The sequence below is a fragment of the Vibrio sp. 10N.286.52.C3 genome, assembly GCF_041468865.1.
In the GTDB taxonomy this organism is placed as follows: Bacteria; Pseudomonadota; Gammaproteobacteria; order Enterobacterales; family Vibrionaceae; genus Vibrio; species Vibrio crassostreae_C.
Window position 1 is genome coordinate 1 of the sequence record NZ_JBFRJM010000088.1, and the last position, 5569, is coordinate 5569.

The 5569-nt window shown below is 36.7% G+C and carries 4 protein-coding genes; 1 reads left to right on the forward strand and 3 read right to left on the reverse strand.

Annotated features, from left to right (window positions below):
* Window positions 1-741 precede the first annotated feature (741 nt).
* Window positions 742-1044 (reverse strand): type II toxin-antitoxin system RelE/ParE family toxin, encoded by a 303-nt coding sequence (locus tag AB4138_RS22875; RefSeq protein WP_102370519.1) that lies wholly within the window; start codon window positions 1042-1044, stop codon window positions 742-744.
* Window positions 1016-1252 carry a TA system antitoxin ParD family protein gene (locus AB4138_RS22880; RefSeq protein ID WP_016794242.1) on the reverse strand — a complete coding sequence of 79 codons (237 nt, stop codon included), beginning with the start codon at window positions 1250-1252 and terminating at the stop codon, window positions 1016-1018. Before AB4138_RS22880 ends, AB4138_RS22875 begins: the two co-directional genes overlap by 29 nt.
* A gap of 742 nt (window positions 1253-1994) precedes the next feature.
* Between AB4138_RS22880 and AB4138_RS22885 the strand changes: the two genes are divergently transcribed.
* Window positions 1995-3140, forward strand: a complete 1146-nt coding sequence (locus AB4138_RS22885; protein ID WP_102370520.1) for a tyrosine-type recombinase/integrase — start codon at window positions 1995-1997, stop codon at window positions 3138-3140.
* Window positions 3141-3212: 72 nt separating this feature from the next.
* Here AB4138_RS22885 and AB4138_RS22890 read toward each other — a convergent pair whose 3' ends face one another.
* Entirely contained in the window at window positions 3213-5426 is a 2214-nt protein-coding gene (locus tag AB4138_RS22890; RefSeq protein WP_372307830.1) for an EAL domain-containing protein, read from the reverse strand.
* Window positions 5427-5569 lie beyond the last annotated feature (143 nt).

Sequence of the window (5569 nt, forward strand, 5' to 3'; positions counted from 1 at the left end):
GTAGCGGCTTCGTTCAACAATCGCATCAAGTCGCCGCTACGTTTTACGGCCCCTTATGCGGGTGAAGATTTACCATACTTGAGATAATTTATGAGTTGCTAATTTAGTAAAGACGCTGACAAAGTTTTGTCCAGAACCTTCACAGATGGCACTTCTCAATTCAGAAGTGCCCTATTATTGGCGAGATCTTTTACTCATTCACACCCTGTTCATGGGCTTTTATCGCACTAAAACTTATCCATTCTTCTCATGCTGTTAATCCCCGAGATGTTTCACGGGATGTAGATTCCACCTTTCCTTCAGCGTTAGCTAACCTTAAGTTTTTTTCGATCAGTTTGTAGGTGTTTGAGGTAGTTTTTGATTTCTTCAGAACTCGCTTTCTGTCCGTCAGGCCAATCAAGCTCACTAATCATTACAGAACCTAGCCCATAAATCGGTTTATCCAAGGAGCATCACTTGGTTCTTTGCCACCACAAATGAGTATTTCTAATGGGCGTGATCCAGAGTTAAATCTAATAATTGATTTTGGTAATCTACTCATCTTATTTCCCTTAATTACTTTAATAATCAAGCCTTCAGCGATGAAATTAACACTTCACTGCCGACAGGCAGCTTAGCCTTGGGTAAGCATACTGATAGCCTTAAGGTTACATATCAACGCTGTACGTAAAAAATATTTAGTATAATTAGCATATACCTCACTCGTTCCACAAAAAAGCCTCGCGCTTGGCAAGGCTTTGGTCACCTAAATGTTCTGGATACATCTCGATAAAAGTTTTCATGACTGCCCAACGCCATTAGGGTCAGGACTAACGTCCCGTCTTCATCGTAGTTGTACCCGAGCAAGGTGAGCTGTTTGTTTATCTTAAACTTGTGCACCCTAAGAAAAGACAAATCGCCTTTCTTCATCACGCCAATAAAAGGGTTTTCTATAACCCCTTTCACTGCTTTATCTAGCTCTTGTTTCTGGTTTTTGTGTAGCTTTTTTACAGCCTTGGCAAATGTCGTAGTTTGCTCAATCTTTGTTACTTTCGCTAAATTCATAAGAGGTCGTATTCCCGTGCTCTAATTCGGCATGAGCGATGATTGCCTGTAGTACGAACTCATAGGTTAAGTCAGGGTTATCCTCCATGATCTTGCCTATTTTTGCCCAATGTTCAATTTGCTTGGGGGTCGTTCGATTTAAAGCTGTTCCAATAGTTGCAGCTCTATCTACTAGGCTCTCATCAAGTCTAACGCTTGTAGTAGCCATATGTCTTACCTTGGTTGATGGTCATTTGTTTGTTGATGTTAATTGTAGCGTATTGCATCATATGTGGCAATTTGCAACAAAACCTTGCTAGTGTGAGGTTCGGTATTCAAAAATAATACTTTTAAATCAAACGATTAGTTAAAATTAAGTACTAGGCTCTATGATAAAGTTTATGCTTGTATAATCTAACGATATTGTGTTTTTTTCATTTTTGATGAACTCCCGTGATTGAAGCATTCGCGATCAAAACTATCGCTCGCTCAAAGAAATCGTTGCTCCGCTATCAAGTCTCAATGTGGTGACAGGTGCCAACGGTAACGTAAGTCAAATCTGTATAAAGCTCTTAAGCTGTTTAGTGAAACAGCTGATGGATACTTGATTTCTGCGTAGGCCAAAAGCGGTGGATTAGAATCTATATTTTGGGCCGGCCCAGAGTGTGATATCCGAGTTAGTGAAAGTATTTAGAAGTACTCTTATTTTGGAACTCTCCGAAGCAGACTTTATTGACACCTAGCTGAGTCATTTTCCTTATGATTCATGTGCAGCAACAAGTCAGATGCCAGTGCTTTATCTAGATTTAACGGCACATCCGTTTTCTAAAGTAGATGAAGATCTTATCGTTGTATCAAAATATCCTGCATAAGAAAAAGATAGCTTCTTGGTTTGAAGGATGCCAAGTTATATAATATTACATAGTGTGATATAATTACATTTATATCACACTATTTGTGTAGGGTTTACTATGGATAACAAAAAGCTAATTATCAAGCAAAATCAAGTGACGCTGTCACACTTAAAATCTCAAAAAGAAACACAAGAACAATGGTCCACGCAAAAAGAAACACTCAAGCGATTTAAGGTTCAGTTGCCCGACTTAACTGACAGTTTTGCGCCCGATTGGCATGAATTGCCTAAAGTTGTAAAACAACTGCAGGTGTTTGATGACAATCGCGGCGGTCTCAGCACCAACACATTAAAGATGTTGTCCTTCGTACTACGAAAGTGGGATTATTATTGTAAAGCCGAAGCAATATATAGTTTCCCTATTAATGAATACATCTTATTAAATTGGTTCCGAGCATTAAAAATCGAAGGTGTGAAAATCAATACCCTTCGACAGTATCGAGCCCAGTTAAGCTTGTTCCATAAAATAATGGAAATTGAAGACATAACAAAAAAGCTCTCCGTGAAAACCTTCTTCACTTCGCTTCCGAAAGATGAAATGGAGATTACAGGAGAACAACTTATTGATTTACAGGCAAAACCGTTCAAGAAAGTTCATTTAAATAAACTAATGGATACTTGGGGTAACCACAAGTACCCGATGAGATTCAGAGACTTAACAGTACTTACTATTGCTTATGGAACCTTACTACGTGAATCAGAAATTGGGGCTATCCGAAAAAAACATATCACAATATTGGATAATCGAGATGTTAACATTGATCGTGTCTCATCGAAAACTAGTATTACCCCTGAACCTAAGCGATTAACAGGTCGCTTTGCGTCCATTCTTCGCACGTATTTAACAGAGTATTGTGAAAATCTAGAAGACAATGAATATATCTTCAGCTGGCTTACATCAAAAGGCCTGAGGCCAGCGGCGTACAGAGAAACCCCAATGTCTGGAATGACCGTTGATAGAATTTACCAACGTGCACATCGATGTTTAGAACAATCTGGTGACGTTGTAACTAGTAAACGTCATCATCGAGACATCTGGAGTGGCCACTCTAGCCGTGTTGGTGCGCTGCAAGATGGTTACGCCGCCGGGTTAAGCTTAACCCAATTAATACAGCTTGGAGACTGGAAAAGCGACAGTATGGTCCTGAGATATTTAAGAGGATTAGACAATGAAAATAGCCCCAATCTTTTGTTACAGGATTAACCCTCTAAATCATTTTAAAATTCATGAAGTAAAAGCTTTTATATTAAACCAATATTTAGGGAGAGCTTATGGCTATATTAAGAGTGGCTTAAAAGTTGAGTTACTCTTTCTCGGGCCAACGATATTATCATCACAAGCAGGTATTTTCTTAGAAATCCATTCTAAGTAATCTACTTCATTTAAAGGTTTAGATATAAAGTATCCTTGGAAAGTATCATAGCCTAGTTCTTGTAGAACTTTCAGTTGTTCTAAGGTTTCAACACCTTCGACGATAGGCTGTAGGTTTAATACCTCACAGAAAACTAAAATCCCTTTCAGAATGCCACGCTCTGTTTCTCTGATTGTGTGCCTTACAAACCTCTGATCTACTTTTAGTGTATTAATTGGTAATTTCTGCAAATATGTTAGTGTAGAATAACCAGTACCGAAATCGTCGATAGAAAACGAAACCCCAAACTCTTTACATTTCTTTATTGATTCTGCTGCCGTCTCTATATTGTCGACAGCATGCGTTTCCAATATTTCAACTTCGAGTAATAATAAATTTTTTTCATTTCCCTGTAACACTTTCTCTTTGAGTATAAGAGCAAGTTCTTTAGCTATAAAAGAGTGTGATATATTAATACTTAAAGGGCAGTGATAACCAATTGAACGCCAATGTTGAATTGTATCGAGGGCTTTATTGATAACCCAATTATCAAGGGTGTCTGACAAACCAAGCTTATAGATCTCAGGTAAGAATTGTCCAGGTCCAAGAAGTCCCTTAATTGGGTGATTCCATCTGATAAGAGCCTCACAACCGACTAATGAATTATCCCTAGTACAGACTTTAGGTTGGAAGTGAAAGATAAACTGATTGTCATGTAGACCTCGAAGTATTTCATTCTTAATATTGTGTTCATTTAATTCAATTCTGTCACCGTCATGCAAAAAGTAAACTTGGTTTTGGCCTTGTTGTTTCGCCTCATAAAGGGCAAATTCAGACTGTCTTATTAATTGTTCAGGTTTTACATATGTTTCGTCCGGAAAAGTACTTATACCAGCACAAACGGTAAGTTCGCATTGAGAACCTTTATGCGAAAAATTTAGTGGGAGTTGATTCTTAAAATAAGAAAAATCATTATAGACATCATCACTTAATTTTTCGATAATGATGTAAAACTCATCTCCACTCAAACGAATTACAGATCCGTTTTCTTTTATTAAATCATTGATTTTAAAGTAAAAGTCATTAAGAAATTCATCTCCAAATGTATGTCCAAACTTTGAGTTCACATGTTTGAAATTATCAATATCTATAATCGCGAGAAGGAGTGTTGAAGAAGTATTGACTGCTCGAGACATTGCATTAGACAATTGTGTGTATAAGTCGACTCGATTGACTAGGCCATGTGTAGGATCAAGGTAAGCGATTTGCTCGATTAATTTTTCTTGTTGTTTAAGCTGTGTAATATCAGTCGATGCACCACATAGAGCATACACGTTACCACGTTTATCGAATAACGGTACTTTTCGCGTATTTACTGTTTGTTGTTTTCCAGAGTCTCTTCGCCAATAAGTCTCTATTTCACAATATTGGATACCTGTATCCATAACGCTGTTGTCGATAGAATTTATTTCATTAGCTATCTCAGGAGGGAAAAAATCAGTGTCTTTTTTTCCAGATACAGTATCTACACCTTGGTTAAACTGCTCTCGCATTTTTTTATTGGCATAAATATATTTTCCCTTTCGATCTTTAAGATATATGTAATCATCTACCGTATCTAAAATTGATTTAAGCTTTAGTTGTTCGTTATTAATTACTTTTTGTCTGATGAATACGTATGACAACAATGCAAAGAGTACTGTTACAACCAATAACAATAATATTGAAATAATATCTTGATTTTCTTTGTAGAAAGATTTTGGATTATTAATATAAAGGCTATTAATAGGTAGTCTTTTAATGTCTATGTTATGTTTTTTCAACTGTAGAAAATCAAAATATGCAATAGTAGGAGCATTTATTATAATATCAGGTAGTTCAATATTATCGATGCTAAGAGTTTTTAAAATCAACTCCCCAGCGGTAAAACCTTGTACCTCATGACTCAAAATAATACCACCAGTAGCTCCCTGACCAATACCATGTTTATATGGATGATATATTGGGGCTTTTGTATTATTAGTAATAAATGTAAGTGACTCATCAAAATTCAAGTGGCTGCTATTGGAATCTTTATATGCAGATAAAAGTATGATTGGATTTTTTTCTCTGTCTAATAAAGAAATTTTTCCTGACAAGTCTTCCCATGTTAAATATGATAAGTCTAAAACTCTCAGGAATTCGCTTGAGTTTTTTGTCTTATTCTTTAGCTCAACCAGGTCAGCTTGGCCAGAAGTTGTTGAGTCTACAATAACTGTTAACGGTGTTTTTCAAGGTAGTT